This window comes from Erwinia sp. MMLR14_017, from assembly GCF_033657285.1.
Lineage (GTDB): Bacteria > Pseudomonadota > Gammaproteobacteria > Enterobacterales > Enterobacteriaceae > Erwinia.
This window is the reverse complement of the sequence record NZ_JAWVWP010000006.1, coordinates 194,442-220,587: the sequence shown is the minus strand read 5'-3', so window position 1 is coordinate 220,587 and position 26,146 is coordinate 194,442. Positions and strand designations below refer to the sequence as shown.

The 26,146-nt window shown below is 52.3% G+C and carries 24 protein-coding genes and 1 tRNA gene; 12 read left to right on the top strand and 13 right to left on the bottom strand.

What is annotated here, in order from left to right:
* Positions 1-26 precede the first annotated feature (26 nt).
* The gene (locus SD961_RS12500) at positions 27-1,247 is read left to right on the top strand and encodes a glycosyl transferase (RefSeq protein WP_318790683.1); all 1,221 of its coding nucleotides are present in this window, start codon (positions 27-29) and stop codon (positions 1,245-1,247) included.
* On the opposite strand, the gene dgcQ is transcribed toward SD961_RS12500, so the two are convergent.
* From dgcQ to SD961_RS12475, 5 genes are all read right to left on the bottom strand, one after another.
* Positions 1,244-2,893, bottom strand: coding sequence for a cellulose biosynthesis regulator diguanylate cyclase DgcQ (gene dgcQ / locus SD961_RS12495; RefSeq protein ID WP_318790682.1), 1,650 nt, complete (start codon positions 2,891-2,893; stop codon positions 1,244-1,246). The two genes, SD961_RS12500 and dgcQ, sit on opposite strands and share 4 nt — an antisense overlap.
* A 134-nt stretch (positions 2,894-3,027) precedes the next feature.
* Positions 3,028-3,207 (bottom strand): YodC family protein, encoded by a 180-nt coding sequence (locus tag SD961_RS12490; protein ID WP_318790681.1) that lies wholly within the window; start codon positions 3,205-3,207, stop codon positions 3,028-3,030.
* Positions 3,208-3,398: 191 nt separating this feature from the next.
* On the bottom strand, positions 3,399-3,530 hold the full coding sequence (locus tag SD961_RS12485) for a hypothetical protein (protein ID WP_318790680.1): 132 nt from the start codon (positions 3,528-3,530) through the stop codon (positions 3,399-3,401).
* A 42-nt stretch (positions 3,531-3,572) separates the two neighbouring features.
* Entirely contained in the window at positions 3,573-4,478 is a 906-nt protein-coding gene (locus SD961_RS12480) for a DUF808 domain-containing protein (protein WP_318790679.1), read from the bottom strand.
* Between the two features lie 20 nt (positions 4,479-4,498).
* Positions 4,499-4,765 carry a hypothetical protein gene (locus SD961_RS12475; RefSeq protein ID WP_318790678.1) on the bottom strand — a complete coding sequence of 89 codons (267 nt, stop codon included), beginning with the start codon at positions 4,763-4,765 and terminating at the stop codon, positions 4,499-4,501.
* A 171-nt stretch (positions 4,766-4,936) separates the two neighbouring features.
* On the opposite strand from SD961_RS12475, the gene yedA reads away from it, so the two are divergent.
* On the top strand, positions 4,937-5,854 hold the full coding sequence (gene yedA / locus SD961_RS12470; protein ID WP_318790677.1) for a drug/metabolite exporter YedA: 918 nt from the start codon (positions 4,937-4,939) through the stop codon (positions 5,852-5,854).
* 99 nt (positions 5,855-5,953) lie between these two features.
* Here the strand turns inward: yedA and SD961_RS12465 are convergent, their stop codons facing one another.
* The 4 genes from SD961_RS12465 to SD961_RS12450 all read right to left on the bottom strand — a co-directional run bounded on the left by SD961_RS12465 (position 5,954) and on the right by SD961_RS12450 (position 9,531).
* Positions 5,954-6,451, bottom strand: a complete 498-nt coding sequence (locus SD961_RS12465; protein WP_318790676.1) for a DNA mismatch endonuclease Vsr — start codon at positions 6,449-6,451, stop codon at positions 5,954-5,956.
* Between the two features lie 117 nt (positions 6,452-6,568).
* Positions 6,569-7,993, bottom strand: a complete 1,425-nt coding sequence (locus tag SD961_RS12460) for a DNA cytosine methyltransferase (RefSeq protein ID WP_318790675.1) — start codon at positions 7,991-7,993, stop codon at positions 6,569-6,571.
* Positions 7,994-8,504: 511 nt separating this feature from the next.
* The gene (locus tag SD961_RS12455; RefSeq protein WP_318790674.1) at positions 8,505-8,753 is read right to left on the bottom strand and encodes a hypothetical protein; all 249 of its coding nucleotides are present in this window, start codon (positions 8,751-8,753) and stop codon (positions 8,505-8,507) included.
* A gap of 73 nt (positions 8,754-8,826) precedes the next feature.
* Positions 8,827-9,531: a phosphohydrolase gene (locus tag SD961_RS12450; protein ID WP_318790673.1), complete on the bottom strand. Its 705-nt coding sequence runs from the start codon at positions 9,529-9,531 to the stop codon at positions 8,827-8,829.
* 604 nt (positions 9,532-10,135) lie between these two features.
* Between SD961_RS12450 and SD961_RS12445 the strand changes: the two genes are divergently transcribed.
* From SD961_RS12445 to SD961_RS12435, 3 genes are all read left to right on the top strand, one after another.
* Complete coding sequence (locus SD961_RS12445) at positions 10,136-10,795, top strand: hypothetical protein (protein WP_318790672.1); 660 nt, start codon at positions 10,136-10,138, stop codon at positions 10,793-10,795.
* A 187-nt stretch (positions 10,796-10,982) separates the two neighbouring features.
* Positions 10,983-11,774: a DgsA anti-repressor MtfA gene (mtfA, locus tag SD961_RS12440; protein ID WP_318790742.1), complete on the top strand. Its 792-nt coding sequence runs from the start codon at positions 10,983-10,985 to the stop codon at positions 11,772-11,774.
* A gap of 101 nt (positions 11,775-11,875) precedes the next feature.
* A tRNA-Asn gene (locus SD961_RS12435) sits at positions 11,876-11,951 on the top strand.
* Positions 11,952-12,215: 264 nt separating this feature from the next.
* Here the strand turns inward: SD961_RS12435 and SD961_RS21710 are convergent.
* Entirely contained in the window at positions 12,216-12,473 is a 258-nt protein-coding gene (locus SD961_RS21710; protein WP_412916678.1) for a LysM peptidoglycan-binding domain-containing protein, read from the bottom strand.
* A gap of 146 nt (positions 12,474-12,619) precedes the next feature.
* Here SD961_RS21710 and SD961_RS12425 point away from each other — a divergent pair, with 146 nt between their 5' ends.
* Positions 12,620-12,880: a GlsB/YeaQ/YmgE family stress response membrane protein gene (locus SD961_RS12425; RefSeq protein WP_318790671.1), complete on the top strand. Its 261-nt coding sequence runs from the start codon at positions 12,620-12,622 to the stop codon at positions 12,878-12,880.
* 26 nt (positions 12,881-12,906) lie between these two features.
* Entirely contained in the window at positions 12,907-13,287 is a 381-nt protein-coding gene (locus SD961_RS12420) for a YidB family protein (RefSeq protein WP_318790670.1), read from the top strand.
* Between the two features lie 712 nt (positions 13,288-13,999).
* On the opposite strand, the gene SD961_RS12415 is transcribed toward SD961_RS12420, so the two are convergent.
* Positions 14,000-14,857: an SDR family oxidoreductase gene (locus tag SD961_RS12415; RefSeq protein ID WP_318790669.1), complete on the bottom strand. Its 858-nt coding sequence runs from the start codon at positions 14,855-14,857 to the stop codon at positions 14,000-14,002.
* A 433-nt stretch (positions 14,858-15,290) separates the two neighbouring features.
* Between SD961_RS12415 and SD961_RS12410 the strand changes: the two genes are divergently transcribed.
* The 4 genes from SD961_RS12410 (at position 15,291) to SD961_RS12395 (ending at position 19,195) form a co-directional block, all read left to right on the top strand.
* Entirely contained in the window at positions 15,291-16,052 is a 762-nt protein-coding gene (locus SD961_RS12410) for a hypothetical protein (protein WP_318790668.1), read from the top strand.
* 127 nt (positions 16,053-16,179) lie between these two features.
* Positions 16,180-16,815, top strand: a complete 636-nt coding sequence (locus tag SD961_RS12405) for a TetR family transcriptional regulator (protein ID WP_318790667.1) — start codon at positions 16,180-16,182, stop codon at positions 16,813-16,815.
* A 163-nt stretch (positions 16,816-16,978) separates the two neighbouring features.
* On the top strand, positions 16,979-18,358 hold the full coding sequence (locus SD961_RS12400; RefSeq protein ID WP_318790666.1) for a D-arabinono-1,4-lactone oxidase: 1,380 nt from the start codon (positions 16,979-16,981) through the stop codon (positions 18,356-18,358).
* A gap of 18 nt (positions 18,359-18,376) precedes the next feature.
* Positions 18,377-19,195, top strand: coding sequence for a glycosyltransferase family 8 protein (locus tag SD961_RS12395; RefSeq protein ID WP_318790665.1), 819 nt, complete (start codon positions 18,377-18,379; stop codon positions 19,193-19,195).
* Positions 19,196-19,399: 204 nt separating this feature from the next.
* Here SD961_RS12395 and rluC read toward each other — a convergent pair whose 3' ends face one another.
* A complete protein-coding gene (gene rluC / locus SD961_RS12390; RefSeq protein WP_318790664.1) occupies positions 19,400-20,362 on the bottom strand; it encodes a 23S rRNA pseudouridine(955/2504/2580) synthase RluC in 963 nt (320 codons plus the stop codon).
* A 571-nt stretch (positions 20,363-20,933) separates the two neighbouring features.
* On the opposite strand from rluC, the gene rne reads away from it, so the two are divergent.
* Positions 20,934-24,707, top strand: a complete 3,774-nt coding sequence (gene rne / locus SD961_RS12385) for a ribonuclease E (protein ID WP_318790663.1) — start codon at positions 20,934-20,936, stop codon at positions 24,705-24,707.
* A gap of 456 nt (positions 24,708-25,163) precedes the next feature.
* Here the strand turns inward: rne and flgL are convergent, their stop codons facing one another.
* Positions 25,164-26,129, bottom strand: coding sequence for a flagellar hook-associated protein FlgL (flgL, locus tag SD961_RS12380; RefSeq protein ID WP_318790662.1), 966 nt, complete (start codon positions 26,127-26,129; stop codon positions 25,164-25,166).
* Between the last annotated feature and the right edge of the window lie 17 nt (positions 26,130-26,146).

Below are 26,146 nucleotides of genomic sequence, written 5' to 3'. Positions count from 1 at the left end.
AAGGGCAGCAAATAAAGGGGAAGGTAATGAGTGATTTTTTCCAGAACGGCGTGATTACAACTTTTCATAACCTCACCGATCGTCCGGTAGAGGAGCTTGAGAAGGATCTGGTAAGATTTTCCGCGAAGCGCAAGATGGCATTAATTCTGCCATCACTTTTTTCCGAACTGGAAGGTCCCGCTCTTAGCAACATTGTCGATGAGTTGGCAAAAGTGCCCTATCTTGAGGAAATTGTGATTGGTCTCGACAAGGCCGATCGCGACCAGTTCCTCTATGCCCGTGAGTTCTTTTCACGTCTGCCGCAGCGCCACCGGATTTTGTGGAACGATGGCCCGCGTTTAAAAGCGCTGGATGCCGAACTGGATAAAGAGGGTCTCTCCCCTACTCAGCCGGGCAAAGGTCGTAACGTCTGGTTCTGTACCGGCTATACCCTTGCGTCTGATAAATCCTCCTGCGTAGCGCTGCACGACTGCGACATCGTGACTTACGAACGCGGCATGCTGGCCCGACTGCTCTACCCGCTGGCCAATCCCTCGTTCCAGTATGAATTTTGCAAAGGGTTCTATGCGCGCGTGGCGGATAACAAGCTTAACGGCCGGGTTGGCCGGTTGCTGGTTGGGCCATTGCTTCGCTCGCTGCAGAAAGTGTACGGTCATTCGGAGTATCTCGATTACCTCACCAGCTTCCGCTATCCCTTATCCGGAGAGTTTGCGATGCGCACTCACGTCCTGAATGGGATAAAAATACCGGGCGACTGGGGGCTGGAGATCGGTGTTCTTTCAGAGATCTACCGTAATTACACCACACGACAGAGCTGTCAGGTGGAAATTGCCCATAACTATGACCACAAGCATCAGCCCCTTTCGGAAGAGGATGGTACGGGCGGACTCCGCAGGATGAGTAATGATATTGTTCAGTCGCTGCTGCGTAAGATGGCGACAATGGGGGTAAACCTGACCAGCGACTCTTTCCGCGTATTGAAAGCGACCTATTACCGCAACGCGCTGGACATGATGGAATTTTACAGCCATGAGGCCGCGCTTAATGGTCTGAAATTTGACCAGCATGCGGAGGAAGCGGCGGTAGAGATGTTTACCCAGGCCATTCTGGAGGCGGGTGCGTCGTTTATCGAACGTCCGAACGAGAAGCCGTTTATTCCCAGCTGGAGTCGTGTCCAGTCAGCGTTTCCTGACATCCTGCACCGTATTCATGAAGCGGTAGAAGAAGATAACAAAGGAAACGTTTAATCTTCTGCGCAAACCCGATTACGTCCGGCTGTTTTTGCCTGATAAAGCCTGCTGTCGGCCACCGATTGCAGGCTTTCAAACTGATATACCTGCTGCTCCTCGCTGGAAGCCACACCGATTGACACGGTAATGGTCAGCGTCCGCGTAGTGTCAATCAGTACCTCTTTACTGGCCAGCTTTTGCCTGACCCGTTCAGCAATTTCAACGGCTTCTTCCAGTCCCGTTGCAGGCAGCGCCAGGCAAAACTCCTCGCCCCCTATCCGTCCAGCCACATCTTTCGTGCGAATAGCCGACTGGATAGTTGCCGCAGCATGACTTAATACCAGATCGCCAGCCTGATGCCCCCAGGTGTCGTTGACGGATTTGAAGCGGTCCAGATCCATCTGGATCACCGAGAAGGGAAGCTGCGCGTGTTTGCAGTGATGAGCGAGCTGTTCAGCCTTTTCAAAAAAAGCCCCACGGTTCAGCAACCGGGTCAGACTGTCATAGTTGGCCCGCCAGCTTAACGTATCCTGTAATGTCAGCATGCGGTCAAACAGGCGGATAATCAGCTGGTGGCATAAAATCAGCCCAGCCCCAAACAGCAGCCACATCACGATCAACACCATCGACGCCCGCCCGGTTTCCTCTGCGACGCCCTCCTTCAGGGTCTGAATATTGACCAGCACCCAATGGAACTGATGACTGCGGGTCCAGATAACAAAACGTGAGCCAAAGCGCAGCGTACCCTGTTTGCGGTCAGCCACTGCGGAAAGCATTTTCTTGCGCTCCTCCGGCGAAAAAGAGTGGCCAGGGAGCGGCAACCGGTCGCTCTCCACCACCAGCTCCATATTTCTGTTAAAGATCATGACATTGCCGCTTATTCCTGGCGGCAGAGCCTGCTGTAAACAGGCTCTCAGCCGCGCCAGCGAGAAATCCATGGCCAGAACGCCATACCAGTAGCCATGATGATCGAGAGGAATGCTGGTGGTGATCGCTTTTCCCTGATTATTGAGTCCGTCATAGACCCCGGTCCAGAGCATTTTGCGCTCAGGATTTGCCTGCGGCGTCATGCGGGTGAAATAGGGGCGCGACACCATGCGGGCGTAGCTTTCAAGCGTATTGACCCCTGTAGGCGAGGAACTCAGAAAAAAACCTCCGCGTGAGATGTACCATATGCGGGAGTGAAAATTTCTGCGGGGGTCTTCGATTTGCAGCAGCATACTGATGCCAAGCGTCGCGGTCAGTTCATCCTGAAGTCGCAACGCGTCGTCGCGGTTCAGCAAATCATGCTGTTTCACCCATCTGTCAGCCACCCCTTCCACGGGAATTGCCTGCGGATTGCCAGGACTAAGATGCCAGACTTCGTGATCACGCTGCTGCTCAAACTGAGCCAGTAGCTGAGCGATCTCGCTGTTCTTTACCGGGCTTTGCAGCGCCCGCCTCATAAGATTTCGGTAAAAGATTAACTCATCAGTACTGCGCTGACCAAAGCGTTCGAGGGTATTCGAGGTTGTTTCCAGCTGGTCCCGCTTTGTGATCTCATAATCTTCTTTTAAGATCACCGCTTCCCGCCACGTCAGCAGAGTCAGGAGGAGAAAGACCAGCAGGAAACAGCCATGCACCACCCTTTTTGGGGCAGCGGACAAGGCGCGCAATCGAATCAAACAAGCTCTCCGGAGGGTAATCATCCATGCAGAGAGTGTAAAGGTGAGAGGAGGTTCCTGCCATCAACAGGATCAAGAGATGTGAAAGCCACTAAAGAGCAGGACAAAATAAACAGCTGTCCCGCTCTCAGTCATTAACCGGCAAGTTGTCTCTGGCCGGTGAGCAGAGGGGCAAGCTCTTCTTCTCTGAACGCTTCGCGCCGGACGCTGTAGCCGTCATACCAGCGGCATTCAACCATGCCACTTGCATAACCCGTCACCACCATCGCCGGACCACCGTTTTTAAGCTGAACTTCATCACTGACCATGATCATGACACACCTCACCATTTGGGTTAACAGACCCTACACAGGGAACTTCAGGTATAGCAGGCCAGGCCGCGCAATTCTGTTAACGAGTGGTAAAAGTTATGTTAAATAATACTAAGGTATTAAAATATGAAGAAATAAAAAAGCGAGTGAAGTGGCTCACTCGCTTTTAAACAGGAAAAACTGGCGCTCTGGCGTCAGATTTTGCAACCTTCACAATCCGCTTCGTCACCTGACTCGGCAGGCACTTCACTGGCCTTTTTTTCCGCGTTGGCTTCAGCCTGTTCCAGTTCGGCATCAATATCAAATTCAAAAATGTCGTCTTTCATTTTCACTCCAGAGTGCATAGCGTTAACAAGCTGCCTTTATACTTATTTACCGCGCATTTTGGCAATCAAATTTACCCCCAACAGCACAATTGCCCCCACAATCAGTCCCAGAACTAGGTTAGCCAGATTGTTGATCAGCGATGCCATCAGGCCGGAATAGTCCGCACTGTAATGGCTGATAAAGTGGTGAATAGCCGGTACGCCATGGGCAATAATGCCGCCCCCCACCAGGAACATCGCAATGGTGCCCACCACGGTAAGGATCTTCATCATCCAGGGCGCCATCGCCAGCAGCGCGCCGCCAATACCTTTTGCCACTGATGAGGATTTTTCCTGCAGCCACATACCCAGATCGTCAATTTTAACGATACAGGCCACAATGCCGTAAACGCCCACGGTGACCAGGATGGCAATGCCGGCGAGGATCAGCACCTGATTCATCAGAGGCGCTTCGGAGACGATCCCCAGCGTAATGGCCACAATTTCCGCAGAGAGAATAAAGTCAGTGCGTATCGCCCCTTTGACCTTTTTCTTTTCAAATTCAGCGGCGTTTTGTTGTGCCAGACTCTTTATGCGCTTCTCTCTGGCCTCGGGGCTTTGCTCCGCTTTGTCTTTATGCAGACTATGCAGAACTTTCTCGAAGCCCTCATAGCAGAGGTAGGCACCGCCCACCATCAACAATGGGGTAATCGCCCAGGGTGCCCAGGCACTAATCACCAGCGCCAGCGGGACCAGAATCAGCTTATTAAGAAATGAGCCTTTCGCTACGCCCCAGACCACCGGAAGTTCCCGATTCGCTTTTACGCCGCTCACCTGCTGAGCATTTAACGACAGGTCATCGCCCAATACACCTGCGGTCTTTTTTGCCGCAATTTTGCCCATGACGGAAATATCGTCCAGCAGTGTGGCAATGTCATCTAACAGTGTCAGTAAACTCGTTCCCGCCAAAATTCCGTTCCTTATGGTTGTTAATCGTGCTGGCAACAGGGACAAATCTGCACGTCGGTCACCACCATATCGGCAATGCCGTCGCAATCCCACTCAACGCGTATCCTCTGCCCGTCTGCTTCATGATGATGCAGGTATTTACTTACCGGGCTTTCGGTGAGGCCAGCGATCTCTTCAGTAGCAATCAGCTTTTCCCCGACATAAATACGTGCGGTAGCCTGGGTGTTAACCATGCGCTCGCCGCTGATTTTGTAGAGCCGTTTAACGGTGAGTTTGATACTGGCCATGATTTGCCCTGCGCAAAGATGTTAAAGAGTGTGATCTAACCAATTATGAACGAGGAGAGCAAATTGTGTGACCACAATCGTCCTCTTGTGAAAAAAAAGCGTACTTTCATCTGGTTGAAACTTTTTTTTAGCGTTAACTTAACCCAACTTTTACATTTTGCGAGAAAAAACATGTTACGCCGTGCCCCTGCCCTGCTGCCCTTGCTGTCAGCGCTGTTTGCCCTCTATTTTATCTGGGGTTCGACCTACTTCGTTATCAAGCTTGGCGTTGAAAGCTGGCCACCAATGATGCTGGCTGGCCTGCGTTTTCTGCTGGCTGGCACCGTGCTGATGGTCTTTCTGTTACTGCGCGGCGAGCGGCTTCCCGGCTGGCGACCAGCGCTTAATGCAGCGCTGGTAGGCATTATGCTGCTGGCCGTGGGCAACGGTGCCGTTACCGTGGCTGAACATCAGAACGTGCCTTCCGGCATTGCGGCTGTGATGGTCGCGACCGTACCGCTGTTTGCTATGTGCTTCAGCAGACTATTTGGTATTCAGACGCGCTGGATAGAGTGGCTGGGGATCGCTGTCGGGCTGGTGGGGATTATTATGCTAAACAGCGGTGGGCATCTGGGTGGCAACCCTTGGGGAGCGGTGATGATTCTGGTAGGGTCTCTCAGCTGGGCATTTGGCTCCGTCTGGGGTTCACGGATAACCCTTCCGCACGGCATGATGGCAGGGGCCATTGAGATGCTGACAGCCGGTGTGGTGCTGTTGATTGCCAGCACGTTGAGCGGCGAACATCTCACCTCCCGCCCTGGCTTACAGGGCTTACTGGCGCTGGCTTATCTGAGCCTGTTCGGCTCGGTGATTGCCATTAATGCCTACATGTATCTGATCCGTAACGTAACGCCAGCCATTGCTACCAGCTACGCCTATGTCAATCCGATCGTTGCCGTATTGCTGGGTATTAGTTTCGGCGGCGAAAGCCTGACTTCCAGAGAGTGGCTGGCACTGGCGGTGATTATTCTGGCGGTGGTGCTGGTGACGTTAGGTAAGTACCTTTTCCCGGCAAAGCCCTCGGTAAAACCCTGCACGCTGGATGAGTAACAGCGCCGGGTAGCAGCAGTTACAGGGTGCCTGAAACCGTTATCACTCTGTTAAACCAGGCAAATGCGGGCCAGGTCAGGGCGCGGCTCTTAAAGAGAATTAAGAATCATCTTCCGTTGAGATCGGCGCGCCAGCTTGCCTGATGCCCTGATAATCAATCTCTGCGTTTCCCGTGGAGGCACAAATCCACTCTTCCAGCCGGCTGGAGAGGGCTTCCTCTTCCAGCCGTGTTTTACCGCGCAGCGCGCATTCCCATACCAGCAGGACTTTCCATCCCGCTGCCGTAAGTTCGGCGATATAACGCTTATCACGGGCGACATTACTGTCAATTTTCCCCAGCCAGAAGGCGGTGCGGGTGGCCGGAACCTTAAACAGATGGCAATGATGCTTATGCCAGAAACAGCCGTGAACGAAAATAATCGCTTTGTACTGTTCCAGAATAAAATCAGGGCGGCCGGGCAGCGTTTTATCCTGCACGCGATAGCCAAGCCCCAGCTCTGTCAGCAGTTCAGCCAGCCGGGTTTCAATAGCGGTATCACGCGTGCGGATAGCGCGCATGTTTTTACTGCGGATTTCAGAAGAGTGGACGTCAGCCATCGTTATCATCCTTTATGCTTTGGCTAAGTATAGACAACGCTGCTGCAGCCTGGCTCTGTTTTCGTCAGCAACAGCGTGCGCCGGGCGGGTGCTTCTCCCTGAGAACTCCCCCGGCTATCAGGCCTGAGGTTCGCTGCGCGCTTTAACCGCTTTCGCAATCCATGGTTGCAGAAGTTTAGCCACTGCGGCAAAAGCCGGGACTACAACCGAGTTGCCAAACTGTCGGTAAGACTGGGTATCCGAGACGGGAATGCGGAAGCGATACTCGCCGGGCGCTTCGAACCCCATCAGTCTGGCGCACTCTCTTGGCGTCAGGCGGCGTGGCCGTCGCTGCTGATTTTCCGCATGGTCAAAATCAGCTTCGCCCTGCTGGCGATCCCATCCACGGTCGATCAGGATCTCAGATCCATCTTTGTAATAGCGCGCAGAAAGGGTACGCACTACTCCCTTCTCTACCTCAGGATCTACCAGCCCGTAACCAAAACCATTGCCTTTCGCCTGGTGCTTTTTGGCATAGTTATAAAGGTACTTCCACAGCGTGGGGGTAAGAATATATTTTGCATCAACCTCCGGTTCCAGCAGCGCTTTCAGGGGTGTGCGCTGCTGCGGATAGAGGCTTGCCAGAGATTTAAGGGTGAAAGCTGGCAGTTGCAGATCGCGGCGAAAACCGACCAGAACAATACGCTCTCTGTGCTGTGGCAGGAAATATTTGCCATCAACAATCTTCGGGTCCGCCGCACCGCTGACGTCAGCATCCGCCACGTCGTAGCCCAGTTCATCCAGCGTATCCATGATGATGCGGAACGTTTTCCCCTTATCATGGCTTTTGAGGTTTTTGACGTTTTCCAGCACAAAGATCGCCGGTTTTTTGGCGGTGATGATGCGCGCGACGTCAAAAAACAGCGTCCCCTGCGCTTCACACTCAAAGCCGTGCGCCCGGCCAAGCGCATTTTTTTTCGATACGCCCGCCAGCGAGAAGGGCTGACAGGGGAAACCCGCCAGCAGCACATCATGGTCAGGGACCTGCCGATCGATATGTTGATAAGCCTGCTCTTCACTGACTGCCGGATTAGCGCTCAGCGTGACATCGCGGATATCCTGATTGAAAGTATGCGTATCGGGGTCGCAATACCAATTGGCTTTATAGGTGCGTACTGAATACTTATTCCATTCGCTGGTGAAAACGCACTCTCCACCTATCGCCTCAAAGCCGCTACGAATACCGCCGATACCGGCAAACAAATCGACAAAACGAAAGGCATAATGGGGATGATGAGCAGGCGGTTCGGGCAGCATCTTACGCAACGCCTGATGTTCCGCTTCAGTCAGGGGTGATGCGGTACCATCACCCTTCAGCCAACGGTTAAGGGCTGCCCGCGTCCAGGAATGGTGACCGGCCTGCTGTAGCCTGGCCAGCACGCTTTTGTGGTCATAGACTTCCAGTATCTTTTTCACCAGTTGGCAGTCATCACTGTATTTCTGCGCTGCCTGCTGGCCCGCCTGGACTGCCGTCGGCAATGCCATGCTCTCTAACTCGCTCATAATCACCCGACATCAAAAAGGAAACGCGGGCAGTTTATCACTTCACGCTTACCATGCCAGGCCGAATCCAGCAGTAAGGCATGTAATGACTCAGCTGTAATCCACTTCATGCTCTTTTAAAGCCCAGAAACCCGACCCCTCCCTGAATATATCAGCCGCTGTGTGAACTCGTCAGGAAGGTGAAAAAATTACCCACGTTGCATCGCTATTTGTCTTAATAACGGATGTAAAACCATTACTGCTCTGAGGAGAGTTTTGTAACACCACTGAAATAATCCAGGAGAATACTCTCTTTTTTTTGAGGGTAGTTTATGTCGCTGCTTACTATTTTGCCTCTACGTTGGTTTCATCGCCGCCCCCGCTCTTTTGCCCTGCCAGAGTGGCTGTGTTGAAAGCATATGGCTGGGACAGCATAAAAATGAGATCGCGAGAGCCGTTTAAGCTCAATTTGAATAAGTAAATTTTTAGGATGGTCTGCCCCTCACCTGTGTGAGGAGCAGGCAAAAGTCGTTTATTTCTTCTTTTTAGACTTTTTCAACAAAGCCCGGATCTGTTTCAGCTCGCTGGCATTCAGCTGCCCCACCTCTTCCTCCTCACTACTCTGATTATCCAAAACAGAGGGCTGAGGCGTGGTCAGACTCTCCTGCAGACGCTGGCAAACTTCCTGACTTAACGAAATTTGATTTTCAAGGGCCAGCGATTTCAGCGTTTCCTTTAAGGCAGGATCGATCTTTATTGTCAGGCTTACATTGTCGGTCATAGTTGATTCTCCTGAAAAATGTTCCAGACAACCTAGCCTGTTTGGTGCGATTTAACTATCCATTCATAAAAATTTAATATTTCTCTGAAATCGGGCTGAACTCTCGCAACACCTCTTCATCCAGCGCGCAGAAATCCCCTTTCAGTTCAGCGCAGAGCTTAGCCATATAGGTCACGAGGAAACGCGCATTATGCTCGGCCAGACGCTTGCCCTCGGCGGTTTGCATCGTAGCAGGCAGCGTAAGCAGTTTTTTCTGAAAATGGTCCAGCGCCCATTCGGTGTCGTTAAGCTGACGTTCACGCCCCAGCGGATCGGCGCTGTCGAACAGCGAGCGGCCCAGGGCACCAGAGACATAAAACACGCGCGCCAAGCCAATGGCGCCCAGGGATTCAAGCCGATCGGCATCCTGCACGATTTTCGCCTCAAGGGTTTCCGCCGTCACACCTGCGCTAAAACTGTGAGCATGGACGGCATGAGCAACCGCTGCCCGCTTTTCAACCGGGAAATCAGGGAATACCTCCAGCAAGATGCGCTGCGTTTCTACAGCTGCTTTTGCGGAAGCAAGATGTCGTTCCGGATGGTTTTTTGGCAGGTTAACAATATCGTGGAAATAGCAGCCGGAAAGCACAACCAGTTCATCAGCCTCGCTCCCTTTCATTATCCTTTGCGCTGTCTGCCAGACACGGCGCAAGTGGGCAACATCATGCGCTTTATCATCCTGAGGCCAGGTTTCATGTAGCCAGCTTTCAAAACGCATTTGCCAGTTAATAAGCGACATAGACTTCTCCTTATTGTTTGGACTTATCGGGATGTCAGTGGTTCGGGACGCTCCAGTGGGGAGCCATCGGGATGAAATCTTTGGTCAAAATGCGATCCCCATCATGTTTATAGCTTTAATTTTAACGAAATCACAACATTTTTCCCTTTTTCAGCCTTTTGCTATAGAAAAATTTGTGATTAATTTTCAGACAAATGGTTAAACAGAGATAATGAACGCGGTGAAATTAACTTTCAGCTTTTTTAGCCGGAGTAAGATAGAATTACCGACACCCGGTAATCGCTTACCTGACTGCTTTCCAGCCTGTTAAATGCAGCTGGCTTCAGCCCTGTCACTGTAAGAGATTGTAAAGGCAACATATGTCAAATTTGTTAACCCGCTACTATTCAGGGTATATTTAATGGGGAAGGCCGGAAAGGGCCCCCCACTATTTTGGCAGTAAAAGCGGGCCTTACCGGGCCGCAAGATCTACAAGCACAGCTTATGATTAACTAAAATTTTGACGCACATCTTTTTTTTCAGGTTAATGTTCAGATTAATCTGTATTGTCTTTTTAGCGTTGCTGTGATTAGCAGTTTCACATGTAAGTAACAGAGGTCAAACCATGAAAGAACGCCCGATTTTGTTTAGCGATCAACGGGTGCGAGCGCTGCTCTCAGGCCAACAGAGCCAAACTCGGCGCATTATGAAGTCACAACTCTTTGGTCCCGGACAGGACAACCATGAGGGGTGCTATGGTATTGATGTGTTGAATAATCACCTGCAGGGTAACCGCGTGGTGGGGATGGAAAACTTAAGTTACCATTGCCCTTACGGTCAGCCTGGCGATAAATTGTGGGTGAGAGAAACCTGGCGCGGTCCCGTTATCGCTCCGGATCAGATGGCTGAGTATCAGCGCTCACCGGCGCAATTTAAAACGCCTCAATTTTGCCAGTATCGCTCCGATACCAGCCAGTTTTCTACTGCAGAAGATGAAAACGAACAGTTTGGCTGGCAGGCCGGTATTCATATGCCACGCTGGGCAAGCCGCATCGACCTGCTGGTGAAGGGGATCCGGGTGGAGAAAATTCAGGATATCAGCGACGACGATGTGATTGCAGAAGGCGTGCAGACTGACTCCCATTTTCTGAATAACTTCTTTACCATGCACAGTGAAGCCGTCTCCTCCAAGGATGCTTACCGTAAGCAGTGGGCGCTTCAGTATGGCGGCACCAGTTGGGAAGTGAATCCCTGGGTCTGGGTCATTGAATTTGAACGCATCTGAAGTTTGCCGGGCACTTTATGTGCCCGATCACAGACAGCGACAGCATTAACTGGTTGAATACGCTTCTTAAAGCTGGCGCGCCTCCCACTTTATTCCTTCCGCTTGCGCACTGCTGCCAAAAGCAGCAGTTGCGCAATGCTGTGCGCTACGGCATGGTAATGTTCTCTTCAGCGAACAGGGTTGCATGATGATCAAATGGCCGTGGAAAACCGAAGAAGATGCCCGTGAAAGCTTTCCATGGCAGCAGGCGATGGCGATTCCTCTGCTTGGTACGCTTTCAGAAGCGGAGCAGCACTCCCTCATACACCTTGCAACCCGTTTTCTGCAGCAAAAAAGGCTGGTCCCCTTACAAGATTTTGAGCTGGATGACCTGAAGCGTTGCCGGCTGGCGTTAATTTTTTGCCTCCCCGTACTGAATCTTGGCTATGAGTGGCTCGATGGCTTTCATGAAGTGCTGCTCTACCCTACTCCCTTTATGGTGGATGATGAGTGGCAGGATGAGTTTGGCCTGGTTCACCATGAGCGTATGGTGCATTCAGGTCAGAGCTGGCTGCAAGGCCCCGTTGTGCTGAACTGGCTGGATGTGCAGGACTCTTTTGATCTTTCCGGCTATAACCTGATCGTGCATGAAGTGGCCCACAAACTCGACAGCCGTGGCAGCGGCCATACTAACGGCATTCCTTCTGTTTCGTTGCGGGATGTAGCCGGTTGGGAACAGGATCTGCTGAGGGCAATGCAGAATATTCAGGATGAGATAGATGCCGTGGGTGAGAATGCCGCGAGCATTGATGCCTATGCGGCCAGCGATGCCGCCGAGTGTTTTGCGGTGCTTTCAGAATATTTTTTCACGGCCCCCCAGATCCTGCTGGAGCGCTTCCCTGCCCTCTATGCCCGGTTTATGCATTTTTATCGTCAGGACCCTGCCCGGCGTGAAGCCAACGCGCAAACCCGGCTGACGGGCGGCGGGATCGTTCATTAAAACAACGGGTTGATTCAAACGTAGCCAGTTGAAAGCTAGCATGTTTTTTGCTGTTGACAGCATTGGGCGGCATCGCTATTATGCGCCCCATCGAAACCGATTCCTCTGTAGTTCAGTCGGTAGAACGGCGGACTGTTAATCCGTATGTCACTGGTTCGAGTCCAGTCAGAGGAGCCATATTAAAGAAAGCAGACGTCCACGGGCGTCTGCTTTTTTGCATTTTAAACTGTAGTGACTCACTCTTTTCTCCACTGACTCTACTAAAACGCCCTGCTTACCCTAATTCATTGTGATTTATGTTGGCACCATCGGTTCAGGTGTTCTGTCCGAACCTCGCCTGATTGACAGATACGTTATGACTACCAGCCTGCGCTGAAGAGATCCAACATAACGGCCAGTTGGAAATAATTTTCCAGCTGGCCGGAACGCATTATCGAATGATTACTCAGGAATGCGTAAAACCTGACCGGCAACGATTTGATCCGGACTGCTCAATGTCTCTTTATTGGCCTCAAAGATTTTCATATATTCAGCAGAGTCATTGTAAAATTGTTTAGCTATTGCACTTAATGTATCACCCGATTTAACGGTATAAACCCGGCCATCAGCAGAATCTGTTGCTTTTTTATCTTCAACATTATTATCCACAGAATGTAACAACTCGTCACCAATATTTTTAATGTTATCCAGAATGCTCATAATTAACCCTCTGTTGTTTCTGTTACGTTTACTTTGTTTAATTGCCAGATATGCACTGCGTAGCGTACGATACACCTGCTTTTAATCTGTGAATTAAATAAATACTAAACAGCATCGTTATAAAAAAGAGATAAGGAAGGTAACAGATGGGTATATTGTCCTGGGTAATATTTGGTTTGCTTGCTGGCGTTATTGCCAGATGTATTATGCCCGGCAAGGAACATATGGGGATTATTATGACCATCATTCTTGGCATCATCGGCGCCCTGATTGGTGGTGTCGTCAGCACGGCCCTGGGTTTTGGCAAGATTAACGGTTTCAATATTTACAGCATTGCCATTGCCACAGCGGGGTCAATTGTTGTCTTGTTTGCGATTCATAAAATCAGAGCATGTAAAAAGGCCTGAAATAGTTAATTTTAAAGGTTAATGGTATGAGTTTACTGGAAAAAGTATTGGGGATGTGCGGTCTTAACGATCAAACCAGCCAGGAGGTCAAAGGCGTGCTCGAATGGGTTGAGCAGCAAGGAGGCGTGCATGCGATCGTGGAGCATCTCCAGAGTGGTGAGTTTAGTGAAGTGGTTAACTCCTGGCTTGGTGATGAAAAAAATGTTGCCCTCAGCAAGGATATTGTGGAAAAGATGTTTAATTCAGAGGCAATTCAACAATTAGCCAACGGGATGGGCATCAATACCAATGATGCACTGGCTCTGCTGGTAAAATATTTGCCTCAACTGGTTGATAAAGCCTCCCCTGCTGGCACAGTTGATAAACAAGCAGACCTCGCATCCATTGTGAGCCAGTTGGTACACTAAGCATGAATTAATCAAAAGATAAAAGCCTGCTCAATTTATATAAGGCTTTTATCTTTTTAAAACCAACGGATAAAGCGAGGGTGACCATCCAGATGCCACTATTCAACTTTTCCTGTATAAAAATATCCTTTCAAAGAACTCAGATAAGCAGTACGCAGGCGTTAACATTATTATCACCAGGCTTAACCAAAATAGCATAAACGGGTTTATATACTGTTTTACTATATTGCTGTAAGGGAGTGAACGAGAACAGTCAAAATGAATATAACGTAAATTATAGCGCTTAGCTAAACTCAGTCACTATTTTTCTGGTTGCGCAACTCCAGAGTATAGAAGCATCAACCATTGTCCCACCGCCCCTGCCACTCTCTGTTCTATCTTATTTTCCTCCAGCCCGTGCTGCGGCATACAGCATAGCTTCCGGGCAGCGCATTACTTGCAGTAAGAGCCTGGAGCCCTTCTCCCTATTCCACGGCATTGCAGGCTGATAAATAAAGGAAGTCTGCTCAATTTCATTGATTAGCCTGTCCGCAAGTTCGCCGTTTTTCACCGAGGCGCTACGCCACAAACTTTCCCGATTCCTCGATCCGCGAATCGGGAAAGGCCGCTTTGTCCGGTTATTACCGGATGCGATGACCGCCAGAGACAGGCGTGGTCGGCGGCTTGGTCGGTTTCAAAGGATAAACTTTCCTCTCACGTTCTTTGGGTCAGCTTAAATCACCGCCACGCCGCCCGTAACGGCAACCGTAGCGCCAGAGATATAGCTTGCCTCATCGCTCGCCAGCATCACATAGGCGGGTGCCACTTCCGCTGGTTGACCCATGCGTTGCAGCGGGACCTCTTCACCGAAGCTCTCCACCTTTTCCGGCGGCATGGTCGAAGGGATCAGCGGCGTCCAGATAGGGCCGGGTGCAACGGCATTGGCGCGGATACCTTTTTCAGCCAATAGCGCAGCCAGGCTGCCGGAGAAGTTAACAATCGCCGCTTTCGTCGCCGAATAAGCAATCAGTAAAGGCTTCGGCTGGTCAGCATTCACCGAGGCAGTATTGATAATCGAGCCGCCAGCAGGCATATGCGGCACCGCCGCCTTACAGATATGGAACATGGCGTAAAGGTTGGTTTTCATGGTGCGATCGAACTCATCATCGCTGATCTCATCCAGCGAATTGCGCGTCATCTGATACGCCGCGTTATTGACCACGATATCGATTTTGCCAAAACGTTCAGCCGCCTGCGCCACAATGCTGCGGCAGTGATCGGCGTCGGTCACATCGCCTGCAATCAGCAGCGCCTTCTGACCCGCTTCTTCAACCAGCTGCGCTGTATCCCTGGCATCCTCATGCTCATCCAGATAGGAGATCACCACATCTGCCCCTTCACGGGCGTAGGCGATGGCGACGGCGCGGCCAATCCCGGAATCGCCGCCGGTAATCAGTGCCGTTTTCCCTTTCAGGCGGCCAGAGCCTTTATAGCTGGTTTCACCATGATCGGGCTTCGGCTGCATTTGCAGAAAACTGCCGGGCCAGGTTTGCTGTTGCGCCTGCTGCGGATGTTGTGGACGGTCGGTCATACGCTGTCTCCTTTATACAATGCTGTAACGCCAGACTAAATCAGGCGTTTTGACTGGGAAAAGAGCCGAATCGTTATCAGCTGTGTAGAAATAAGTGTAGCAGCCGTCATCAAAGCGCAAGAGAATTTGCCCCAGCCAACACTTTTCAGGAAAGCGTTTTGTAATGTGTATCTTCACTACCTGCATACAAAAACACCGCTTCTGCTTCCATGAAATCGCGCTAATCAGGATAAACCTGCGCAGTAGAGAGGCGGGGTATGGCTTGCCATAAAGTGCATCGATAATGCCATTTTAACCTGCTGATTACGCTGATATTACTGGCATTATCCTGAAAATGGCGTCCGCCTGATTTTCCGCAGGGAAACTTATGCCATACTCATTGCTTCTGTACAGGTTCAATGCACCCTGTCTCCCTCCGATAACGAGAATCCCCATGAGCAATTTCCTCAGCCCTGCCGCAGCTTACCTGAACCGACGCAATGAACTGCTGGCGGAGCGCTCTGTGGTGCAGTCACCAGCGGTTATCCAGACAATCAATAAAGCGTTGCTGGCCAGCGAGATCGCTATGGCAACGTTTCACGATCTCGAGGCGCTTAAAACGTTGCAGCAGCGCAAAGCCCGGCTGATTGAGTGGCATGAACCGGAAAGCCTGCAGGAGCTGCAATCCTTTGAACTGGCGAGTAATAAGCTGGCGTTTACTGACGAAACCGATGAACAGGTTTATCTGCAGTATCACCAGGACTTTGCCCGCCTTGCGTCCTCTTTCACCTGGCAACATGCCAGCCTGGAGATGGTGCAAAACGATCTCTTTACCACCACCTTTAATCTGTGGCTGGAGACGTTAGAAGAGCTGTTTTCAACGCCTGGCAGAAAACAGCTGTTTATTCGTATCGAAAAAATCCTGGCCTTCTCGATTGGCAAGATCCCACTGCTGGGTGACGCTATTGACGTCTACCGCATGTTACTCGCCGTGATGACCTCCAGTCAGGAGAAAGCCGGCAGCAGTGATGACTATTTTCAAACGCTGGAGAGCTATACCGAAGCGGCTAACCTTTGCAGTAAAGGTATTTTGATTTTCTGCTTCACCACCGAAGCCATTCTTCGTGGACGTGAGTTGCCTGGAGAAGCGTTACTGACTGAAAAAATAAAAGGTCATTACGACAGTGTGATTGATGGCACCCACCCCTACTTCTGACCTCATTATTGCTGGCAACCCGATCCGTCACTGATTCTCTTCCCGCCGAAGCCGCAGATTTTCTGTGGTAATATGGTTGATGTTAACCCTGTAAAGGGTCCCTGAGACGATGGATTAATCAATTGCTATGCCCGCTACTGCCAAAAGAAAAAACGACCCGGAAGGGTTGAAGAAACGCATCCTTGCCGGTGCGCTTGCGGTGTTTGCTGAATTTGGCCTGCAGGGCGCGCGCATGGAGCAGATTGCCGACCATGCGCAAACCACTAAACGCATGGTGGTTTATCACTTCAGTAGTAAAGAAAATCTCTATGTTGAGGTGCTGGAACAGGTTTATCAGGCTATCCGTCAGCATGAAACCGGCCTTAACCTGGCAGAGATGCCGCCGGTAATTGCGATGGCGCGTCTGGCTGAAGCCAGCTTTGACTATCACATATCGCATCCCGACTTTATGCGCCTGGTCTGCAGCGAAAACCTGATGCGTGGCCGCTATATCAGTCAGTCAACCCGCATCAAAACGTTGAACCAGAGTGCGCTTGATGTGCTGGCGGATATTCTTCGTCGTGGCAAAGATTCAGGTGTTTTTGACGCTAAAGCTGAGACGGTAGACGTCCATCGCCTGATCAGCAGCATCTGCACGCACAATGTCGCTAATCGTTATACCTTTCACACGCTGTTTGGCGGAAATGAAAACGAGCAGCAAAGTCTCGCCCGTAACCGCCAGCTGGTTGTAGACGCTACGCTACGTTACCTGCGTCCGGTCTGAAGCTTTAATTTGTACAGACCATTAACACCTTGTACAACTTTTTACGCCCCGGAAGCTGTTGTTCTGGGGCGATTCATCTATGCTTAGGGCTAACTACAGAAGCTCAACTCTGCGCTTTCCCCCCTTTTTTGAATTGTTATTGTCCTTTTGGAAGGAGTCGTCGATGACGCGTGAAAATACCGGATACCCCATTCGTGAACCTCAGCCTGATGCCGATGGCAAAGTGTGGAACTGGGCGCAAAATGCCACCCTGGGGAACAAAAATGCGGTGAGCGCGCCGGAAACGGAAGCAGAGCTACAGGCTCTGGTTGCTTCCAGCCAGGGTAAAATCCGCATGATGGGCAGTAAAATGTCCCCGGGCCGGATGATTGAACTGGTTGAAAGAGGCGATACCTTGCTCGATATGAGCCGCCTTCGTGGGCTGCTGGCGATAACGGATGACAGCGCTACCTTTGCTGGCGGCACGCCACTTCATGAGGTGTATGAAATTCTCTCGGGCGTCGGCAGAGTGCTGCCAGCTTCACCCGGTGTTATCGCCTCTCAGTCGCTGGCCGGTGCGCTGGCGACCGGCACCCACGGTCAGGGTTTACAGCAAAGTTCCATTGCCGATGAGGCGTTAAGTATCCGGATGGTGCTGGCAGATGGCAGCATTGAAGAGTTTGACCGTGACCACCGCTGGTTTGCTGCGGTGCAACTTGGCCTGGGATCGCTGGGTGTGGTCACGCAGGTCACTCTGCGTACGCAACCTTCGCTGGTCTATACCTGCTTTAAAAATGCCGTCACCGCCGATACGCTTGAACAGGATCTTATTAACTGGAACAAAAACTATGCATTGAGTAAGGCCTGGTGGTTCCCTGCTGAGAATCAGGTTCATGTCTGGGCGGCCAGGGAAGCGACCTCTGAAGAAGAGGAGCGCTACCACGATAACAATGACGAGTTGGTTAAGCAGGAGGAGACCAGCGACGCGATGAACCAGACCATTGAACAAACCCTGGAGCATATGCGCAACGACACCAAAATCGTGGACGAGGAGGGAAAACCTTTCCGTACCGTCACGCGGTTTAAAGATTTTTCAGATGTGACTGGCGACGTGTATCAGGTCTTCTGCCGCGGTATTGCCACACCGCAAATTAATGTTGAAATTGGTATCCCTCTGGCACGTGCCGGTGAGGTCATTGCTAAAATTAAAGCCTGGCATGCCGATACTCAACCCCATATGCACTATCCCATTATCCTGCGCTGTACGGGCGCCTCTTCCTGCTGGCTTAGCCCGTCTTATGGCGAGGAAACCTGCTACTTTGGTTTTGTTGTTTACTATGCCGAAGACGGCACGCTCTCTGAAGAGGGCGTCAACTTCTTGCGTGCAGTGGAAGAGGTGCTGGTGGCCGAAGGCGGCAGGCCGCACTGGGGAAAATATTTTGAAGCGCCGCTCTATGACTGGGCAGCGCTCTATCCTCACTGGGGCGATTTTGCCGCAGTGCGTGCGGCGCTCGATCCCCAGCATAAATTTGACAATGCGTTTACGGCCGCATTATTTGACTGATTATAAAGGAGATTGCCAATGAAGGCATGGGCCACTCTGCTGACGCAGCCGAACTATCTGCCAGGCGTACAGACACTCAAAAAATCATTAACCCGTGTGGGCAGCGACTGGCCGCTGGTGGTAATGGTAACGGAAAATATTGATAAGGCCGCGCGCCAGACGCTGGAAGCGGAAGGCTGCCTGCTGCGCGACGTGCAGCCGATTAGCCCGGACAGCAACCTGCAGCATAATTACGCCAACGCCCGCTTTTCAGAAGTCTGGACCAAACTTGCCGTCTGGAAGCTGACTGAATTTGAACGCATTGTGTTTCTGGATGCCGATATGCTGGTCACGCAAAACATGGATGAGCTGTTTGAACTGGCGCTTGCAGAAGATGAAATTGCCGCCTGCCATGCCTGCCGCTGTAATCCCAATAAGATCCCGAGTTATCCCAAAAGCTGGCGGCCGGAGAACTGTTTTTACAGCTACTGCCGCGGTGTGGAACACACTCAGGAGCTGGAGGAAGTGGACAACTATCTTAACGGCGGCTTTCTGGTCCTGACGCCGGACCAGGCTGTGTTTGAAGAGATGGTACAACAGCTGGCTGAGCTGGACGATCTCTCACGCTATCTGTTTGCCGAGCAGGACTTCCTGAACGACTTTTTCCATCAGCGCTGGAAACCCCTGCCCTACATCTACAATGCGCTGAAGACGCTGCCTTTCCAGCATGCCGCGATGTGGGATCCTGATGAGGTGAAGAACATTCATTTCATTATCGATAAGCCCTGGGAGAAGGCGCTGGATAAGAACGACAGATACTACGCGTTGAACAAGATGTGGTGGGATATAGCCAAATAACGGCCCGGCTTCTGTTACGCGAGGTGCCGGAGTGTCAGTAGCTCTGCCCCAATGTCGGCTGCTAAGCCAATATTGGGGGAATAATGCGTTTATCGCCTCCGGCAGTGCCGCGTGCTTATCGCTACACCTTTAATAACGTCCGGATGCCCCTTATTCGGACGCCTTGTTACTCTGACGGAAGCGCTGCTTTCTTCCTGCAGCGCTTTACTTTGCAGGGGCTGTTTTGCGCAGCACTTCAAGACAATGCTTTAACTCTTTATCAAGAGGCGCTTCAACCCGCATTACTTCGCCAGTAGCAGGATGAGTAAACTTCAGGGCAGCGGCATGCAGGAACAGTCTCTTCAGACCGGTGCCTGAAAGTTGTGCATCAAAATCCCGTTCGCCGTAACGATCGTCAAACGCAATCGGATGTCCCGCATGTAGCGTGTGAACGCGTATCTGGTGCGTGCGCCCCGTAATCGGGCTGGCTTTGATCAGTGTGGCGTGGGCGTAGCGCTCTTCCACTTTAAAACGTGTTTCTGAAGGCTTACCTTCACTGTTAACCCGCACAATGCGCTCACCGCTCTGAAGGATATTCTTCAGCAAAGGCGCCTGAACCGCTTTGATATGTGAAGGCCACTGCCCACGCACCAGCGCCAGATAATCTTTCTGCATCCCCTTTTCTCGCAACTGTTCATGTAGCGAGCGCAGAGCCGAGCGCTTTTTAGCCACCAGCAGAATGCCGGAGGTATCACGGTCAAGACGGTGAACAAGCTCAAGAAAGCGCGCTTCCGGACGAAGTGCACGAAGCCCTTCAATCACGCCGAAGCTCAATCCGCTTCCGCCGTGCACGGCGGTGCCAGAGGGCTTATTCATCACCAGAATATGGTCATCTTCAAACAGAATGGCATGGGCTAACGCCGCCACTTTATCAAGCTTGGGTGAAACCGCCTCGTCATCACGCTCCGCCACGCGAACCGGGGGAATACGCACTTCGTCGCCGGGTTCAAGCTTATATTCCGGCTTGATGCGGCCTTTATTCACGCGCACTTCACCCTTACGCAAAATGCGATAAATCATGCTTTTCGGCACCCCTTTCAACTGGGTGCGTAAAAAGTTATCGATGCGCTGTCCTGCCTCATCGGCAGAAATCGTCACCATTCGGACTGCAGGAGTATTGGTTTTCATGGTTCGCGATTCTAAATAGAGCGCCAGGATAGCGCCACCTCTTTTTCTGTGCTTAACTGACAGTGACTCGATTGCGTGATGATTAATGTCCAGTTTTTGGGCAATTTGAAGAAATGCGATGCAAATCGCCTTAAAAGGGGCAATAAACTTCACAGAGCAACCAAAGTCACCTTGCTATCACAAGGTTAGCAATGGAATAATGAAACTGTTTTCCACGCTTAACACTTGTGAAACATGGATAAAGCGTAATAAGAAATTTTGCCGGATAGCCCATACACGCAGCAATGGCGTAAGACGTATTGTGAAATCAGGCATTTAGCGGGCTGCGGGTTGCAGCCTGGACGACAAGACGGGATTGGTTCACTCAGGTTTACACTGGCGGTTCCCCCTTTTTTTAAAAGCGCTGTTTTTCCAAATGAAAAACAGGCTACCGAGATTTTGCGCCCCTTAGCAGGCCACAACCGTGAGGTTGACGTCTTTGCGATGAGACTCGGGGCCATCGGTTATTCGCGTCCAGCGTTACTATTGCCCGTAGCTTTGTCACTAATGTAAGAATAATGAGTAAGTTACGATGAAAAGAATGTTGATAAACGCGACTCAGCAGGAGGAGTTGCGTGTCGCCCTTGTGGATGGACAGCGCCTGTACGACCTGGACATTGAAAGCCCTGGACACGAACAGAAAAAAGCCAACATCTATAAAGGCAAGATCACCCGCATTGAACCCAGTCTTGAAGCCGCCTTTGTGGATTATGGTGCTGAAAGACATGGCTTCCTCCCCCTGAAAGAAATCTCCCGCGAATACTTTCCCAGCAACTATTCCAACCACGGTCGCCCGAATATCAAGGACGTACTGCGTGAAGGACAGGAAGTTATCGTTCAGATTGATAAAGAAGAGCGTGGCAATAAAGGCGCAGCCTTAACCACCTTTATCAGCCTGGCGGGCAGCTATCTGGTGCTGATGCCGAACAATCCTCGTGCTGGCGGTATCTCCCGTCGTATCGAAGGTGATGACCGTACTGAGCTGAAAGAAGCGCTCTCCGCACTTGAGTTGCCGGAAGGTATGGGTCTGATCGTTCGTACCGCAGGCGTGGGTAAATCTGCCGAAGCGCTGCAGTGGGATCTCAGCTTCCGTATGAAGCACTGGGAAGCGATTAAGAAAGCCGCCGAGAGCCGCCCTGCTCCGTTCCTGATCCATCAGGAGAGCAACGTCATTGTTCGCGCCTTCCGCGATTATCTGCGTCAGGATATCGGTGAGATCCTTATCGATAACCCGAAAGTTCTGGAGCTGGCGCGTCAGCACATCGCTGCGCTGGGTCGTCCCGATTTCAGCAGTAAAATCAAGCTTTACACCGGCGAAATCCCGCTTTTCAGCCATTATCAAATCGAATCGCAAATTGAATCCGCTTTCCAGCGCGAAGTTCGTCTGCCTTCCGGCGGCTCGATTGTTATCGACACCACCGAAGCGCTGACCGCTATTGATATCAACTCCGCACGGGCAACACGCGGTGGCGATATCGAAGAAACGGCATTCAATACCAACCTTGAAGCGGCCGATGAAATTGCCCGTCAGCTGCGCCTGCGCGATCTCGGCGGCCTGATTGTTATCGACTTTATCGATATGACGCCGGTACGCCACCAGCGCGCGGTGGAAAATCGTCTGCGTGAAGCGGTTCGTCAGGATCGTGCACGTATTCAGATCAGCCATATCTCCCGTTTTGGCCTGCTGGAGATGTCCCGTCAGCGCCTGAGCCCTTCTCTTGGCGAGTCCAGCCATCACGTTTGCCCACGCTGTAGCGGTACCGGCACTATCCGTGATAACGAGTCGCTCTCCCTCTCTATTCTGCGTCTGATTGAAGAAGAAGCGCTGAAAGAGAACACCAAAGAAGTTCACGCTATCGTTCCGGTACAGGTTGCCTCTTACCTGCTGAACGAAAAGCGCGAAGCGGTAAGCGCAATTGAAAAACGCCAGGGCGGCGTGCGGGCGATCATCGTGCCAAACGATCAGATGCAGACCCCACACTACTCTGTGCTGCGCGTGCGCAGCGGCGAAGAGACGCAAACCCTGAGCTACCATCTGCCGAAGTTGCATGAAGCGGAAATGGCGCTGCCTTCTGAAGAAGAGCATGCCGAGCGCAAACGTCCTGAGCAACCTGCTCTGGCCGCGTTTGTGATGCCTGATGCCCCGCCAGCGCCGCAGGAATCTGCCCCTGTTGCCGCCCCTGCTGAAGCTGCTGCGCCTGCCGCGGCGCCTGCACAGGCTCCGGCTGCTGCAGAACCTGGCCTGATGAGCCGCTTCTTCCGTGGTCTGAAGAAAATGTTTGCCGGTGAAGAGAAGCCAGCAGAACAGCCTCAGCCTGCCGTGGTGGAAGAAAAAGCCGCTGAAGCAGCTGCGCCTCGTGGCGAGCGTCGCAACAACCGTCGTCAAAATAACCGTCGCGACCGTAATAACGGTGAACGTGGTGAACGCTATGGCGATCGCAGCGAACGTAATGCCGATCGTGGCGCAGAGCGTAATGACCGCAACGGCGAGCGTAACGGCGAACGCAACGACCGCACTGCAGAACGTGGCGATCGTCAGGAGCGCGGTGCACGCAATGACCGTAACCCGCGTAGCGATCGTAATCCAAACCGCAATGAGCGCATGACTCGCGACCGCGATCCTGCTGCGGAGAGCCGTGAAGAAGACCGCCGTAACAAGCGTAACAATCCTGTTACCCCTGAAGCACGCGATGATCTGCAGCCTGTTGCTGAAGAGATCCAGCAGCAGCCGCGTCGTGAGCGTCAGCCACGTCGTCGTCAGGATGAGAAGCGCCCGCCTGCTCAGGAAGAGAAAGTTGTTGATATCGCGCCAGTAGCGGAAGAAGCGATTGAAAGCGATGAGCATGTGCAGGTGATGCCGCGTCGTAAGCCACGCCAGCTCAATCAGAAAGTGCGTATCGAAACGGCTGAGCAAACGGCTGCCCGCTCCTTCGCTCCGGCAGAAGAGACGGCACCGGTTCAGGAACAGTCTCCTGAATTGCCAACCGCCGATACCCACAGCGAAGCGGAGGAAGGCGAAGATCGTGACAACAACAGCATGCCACGTCGCTCTCGTCGTTCACCTCGTCATCTGCGCGTAAGCGGACAACGCCGTCGTCGCTATCGTGATGAGCGTTACCCTAACCAGTCGCCGATGCCGCTGACCTTTGCAGCTGCCTCGCCGGAAATGGCCTCAGGTAAAGTGTGGATCACCTATCCGGTTGCCCAGGCAACAGATGAGCACGAGCATGAGCAATCCGTGGTGCCTGAGTATGGTCATCAGGATACGGCTGATGCGGTTGCTGTTGCGGCCGCCGCTTCATCTGCCGAAGTTGCAGATGAAGCCCAACCGGTTCACCACGCCGATCCACAACCGGAAAACAGCCCGGAAGTGACGGTGGTCAATACCGATGAGACAGCTGCAATCGAGACGCCGGTAAATCAGGAACCTGCCGTGGTCTCTGCTGCCGATGAGCCTGTGGCCGATGCGGTTGCTCAGCAAGCCGTGCCAGCTAAAGAGAGTCAGCCTGCTGTCGAAGCGGTGAATGAAGTTGAAGAGATCGTGGCACAAGCTAAGCAGGCAGACGACCAGCGCCAGGCAGAAGAGGCGAGCCATCAGGCTGCCGATGCTGCTGCTGATGTCAGCCCGTCAACGGAACAGCAGGTAGAAGAAGTTCTCTCTGCACCTGTTGCAGTAGCCGAACCTGTGGTGACTTCCGAGCCGCATGCACCCGTTCCAGCCCGTGATGAGCCTGTAGAGGCATCAGCTTCAGCTGACCAGGAGTCTACTGTAACTGAAGCTGCGCCAGCACCGGTTGCTCAGACTGCTGTAACTGAAGCTGCGCCAGCACCAGTTGCCCAGCCTGCTGCGACTGAAGTTGCGCCAGCACCGGTTGCCGAGCCTGCTGCACCTGAAGCTGCGCCAGTACCGATTGCCCAGCCTGCTGCGACTGAAGTTGCGCCAGCACCGGTTGCCGAGCCTGCTGCGACTGAAGCTGTGCCAGCACCGGTTGCTCAGACTGCTGCACCTGAAGCTGCGCCAGCACCGATTGCTCAGACTGCTGCACCTGAAGTTGCGCCAGCACCGGTTGCTCAGACCGCTGCGACTGAAGCTGCGCCAGCACCTGTAGCCGCTTCTCACGCTGAGCCGCTCTATAAGCATCACGCCACCGCTCCAATGACTAAAGCGCCTGCGCCGGCTTACCAGCCAGAACCAGCACGCCACAGTGATTGGGTACGTCCTGCCTTCGACTTTGAAGGTCAGGGCTCTGCAGGCGGTCACGCTGCTACCCATCATGCTACTGCTCCGGCTACCCGCCCGGAATAAGTCAGGCCTGACTGAAAAAGCCCTGGTCTTATGACCGGGGCTTTTTTTTATATCCGCTCACAGGTCTACCGTTCTGCCCCAGCATCTCCTGCCTTAATATCCGCATACGGTTCTGCCGTTCCGCTCCAGCCTCTCCTGCCTTATCCGATGTTTACTTTCTTTGACTCTCAGGCGGTTTACCTTCGCTCTGCACCCGATTATTTACCTCTGGTGAACCCAATGCTCTGGCTCCCCGCTGTTACAAGCTGCTGGAGGAGTCTGATTGAGGGTGCTTTTTCAGGATCGACAGGTTTATCCCCTCTCCTCTGCGACGCCATGGGCAGGAGGTCAAAGGAGATATAAAGGAGAAAGAGAGCATGGTGCGAGGACAAAAAAAACCCGCTATCAGAAGGTTAATGCTGATAGCGGGAGAAACTGAACGCACCCGGTTTAAGCGCGTCCAAAAGTAGTAAAGCTTTAAGAATTCATTTTGAACAGTGACATGCCGGACATATCGCTGAAGACCTGGTAAGAAGCCTGAAGCGCTGCCTGCTGCATGGTGTAGGTCGAAATGGCGCTGGTGTAGTCTACATCCACCAGGTTACTCATTTGCGTAGCCTGGTTCAGCTTGGTGTCGTCTCCTTTGGAGTCGAGATTGTCCAGCTCGGTGAGCTGAGTTCCCAGCTCTGAACGGACTTTCAGCACGTTGTTCAGCGAATTTTTCAGGCCACGGTTGGTTTTATCCAGCGCAGCAGACTGCACATCTTTCGCCGCATCATCTGCATCTGCAACCGGCGTATTCAGCGAGTTGATAGCGGTGTTGAGCGTAGTGAAGATATTGCTTTCACTGGCGCTGCCATCCGGCTCGGCCACAGGGTTGCTGGTCAGGGACATAAAGACCTGGCTGCCGGTGTGGTTGGTCGTCATTGTACGGTTGGCATCCACCTTCTGCGAGATGGGTGTTTCCCCCCCGACATAACTCACGTCACCATTGGCATCCTGAACAAAGGGTGCCGTATCCGTCTTATAACCCGCAAACATGTAGCGACCGTTGCCATCGGTGGTATTGGCCAGGTTGAGCAGCTGGTCACGAATACCGGTTAACTGCTGCGCATAAGAGGCTCGGTCATCATCCGATAAGGTGCCGTTCGCGGCAGCAACCACAAGCGTCTGCGCCTGCTGGACGACGCTGGTCACCTGCTGCAGGTTGGTCTCTTCCTGCGAAATATTATTGGTAGCAAACCCGCGTGCCGAGGCGTACTGGCTGGTTTGCGCCTGAGCCTGAGAAAGCACCACCGCCTGCGCTGCCGCGACAGGATCGTCAGAGGGTTTAACCACGCGTTTGCCGGAGGAGAGTTGCTCACCGGCATTCAGCCAGGTTGCCTGGGAATTTGAGATCCCACGCATCTGCTGATCGTAGATTTGAGCGGTACTGAGACGCATTGTGGACTCCTTATTCT